Genomic DNA, 1782 nt, shown 5'->3' on the forward strand with positions numbered 1-1782 from the left:
GTCAACTTGACCCGGCCCTGAAGGGCCGGGCTTGTGGGTAGGGCGCGGCTGGCTGCCGTGTGGCCTCCCACGTCTGAGCCACCTACGGGGTGGCTGGGACGCGTGACTCACGCCCCGCGATCCACGCGGCCTCGCCCTTGCGGGCGATGTTGCGGGATGCATTGTGGTCCGCGTGCATGGTGGCGCCGCAGGCGCGGCACGCGAACGTTGCTTGATCGACGCGGTTCTTGCGGTCGACGTGATGGCACTCGGAGCACTGCTGGCTGGTGTACGCCGGATCGACGTACACCAGCGGCACCCCGGCCCGGCGCGCCTTGTACTCCACGAAGGAGGCGAGCTGGTGGAAGCCCCACGAGTGCACTTGAGTCCGCTGGTCCTTGCGGAGCCGTACCCGGCTGCGGATGCCCGTCAAGTCTTCCAGGGCGATGCCGCAGCCGGTGCGTTCAGCGGTGGTGACGATGGTCTTGGCGATGATGTGGTTGTGGTTGGCCGCGTGCCGGGTCTCTTTGCGGGAGCGCTTCTTGAGGAGACGTCTGGCGGACTTCGTTCCCTTGGCCTGCAATTTCTTCCGCAGGTCGAGCTGCCGCCCGCGATGCCGGTTCACACCGCGCCCGGCCGCCCGGTAGCCGGTCGAGGTGGTAGCGATGTTGACGATCCCGAGGTCCACGCCGACGAAGCCCGAAGGACTACCGTTCAACGGCGCCTCGGGAACATCGCAGGTCGCGACCAGATAGAACACGCCGTCGCGCCGAATCAGGTCGCACTCACCCCGCCGGTGACCCCGCAGCGTCTCCAGCGCACCGGGCGAGCACGCGAACCGCACGCCCTTGAGACGACCGGCCGTGCTCCAGATGCTCACCGTCCGGGCCTCGTACTGCCAGGACAGGCACCGGTCGTCGAACGGCTGCGCCGCGTCGGGCCGAAACGCGACCGGCTTGGACTCGACCTTCATCCGGCGCCTGGAGCCCGGCCCACCGAGGTTTCCGCCCCGGACGTTCGCCTTCAGCGCGGTGTAGGCGTCCCGGACCTTCTTGATGACGTGCTGCGCCGCCTGCGCCCCCAGCCCACGGGCCCTCAACTCGGCGTAGGTGTGCCTGCGAAGCTCGTACTCACGCGGCACACCGCGCTCGAACGCCACCCCGGACACCCAGTTCGCGGCCTCGTTGACCGTGCACAGGGTGTCCTCCAGAGCTGACACCTGTTCGGGCGTCGGCAGGAGCTTCACCCGCACCACGGTCTTCACGCCGCAGATTCTATCATTGATCTATGTCGCCACGGTGGGAACCAAATCCCAGCATTCGCAGGGGTCGTACGGTCGTCTATACCCTCCATGCCCACTTGGTCTTCACGCCCAAGTACCGGCGCGGACCGTTCACCGACGAGATCCTCAAGCGCTGCGAAGAGATCATGCGGGCCGTCTGCACCGACTTCGAGACCGAACTCGTCGAGTTCAACGGCGAACGCGACCACGTCCACCTGCTGGTGCACTACCCGCCGAAGGTCGCCCTGTCCCGCCTGGTCGGCTCACTCAAGGGCGTCTCCGCCCGCCGTCTGCGCCAGGAGTTCCCCGAGCACATCCGCAAGTACCTGTGGGGCGCGCACTTCTGGTCCCCGTCCTACTTCGCCGCGTCCTGCGGCGGCGCACCCCTGTCGATCATCAAGGAGTACATCGAGAACCAGAAGCGCCCCCAGTGACACGGCGGCGCTCCGCACCGCCGGGACTCAGGAAGCGATTCCTCCCGGGCGTGAACGCCCGGGGTTCCTCGCTAGATCATGCTGAAC

General features: G+C 67.4%; 2 protein-coding genes. One reads left to right on the forward strand and one right to left on the reverse strand.

Annotated features, from left to right (window positions below; all coding sequences use genetic code 11):
• Positions 1-82: 82 nt before the first annotated feature.
• Positions 83-1243 (reverse strand): RNA-guided endonuclease InsQ/TnpB family protein, encoded by a 1161-nt coding sequence (locus UK12_RS32455; RefSeq protein WP_045306798.1) that lies wholly within the window; start codon positions 1241-1243, stop codon positions 83-85.
• 23 nt (positions 1244-1266) lie between these two features.
• On the opposite strand from UK12_RS32455, the gene tnpA reads away from it, so the two are divergent.
• Positions 1267-1695 (forward strand): IS200/IS605 family transposase, encoded by a 429-nt coding sequence (gene tnpA, locus UK12_RS32460; protein ID WP_082120142.1) that lies wholly within the window; start codon positions 1267-1269, stop codon positions 1693-1695.
• The last annotated feature ends 87 nt before the right edge of the window (positions 1696-1782 follow it).

Origin of the sequence: Saccharothrix sp. ST-888 (assembly GCF_000955975.1) — a bacterium.
Taxonomy (GTDB): domain Bacteria; phylum Actinomycetota; class Actinomycetes; order Streptomycetales; family Streptomycetaceae; genus Kitasatospora.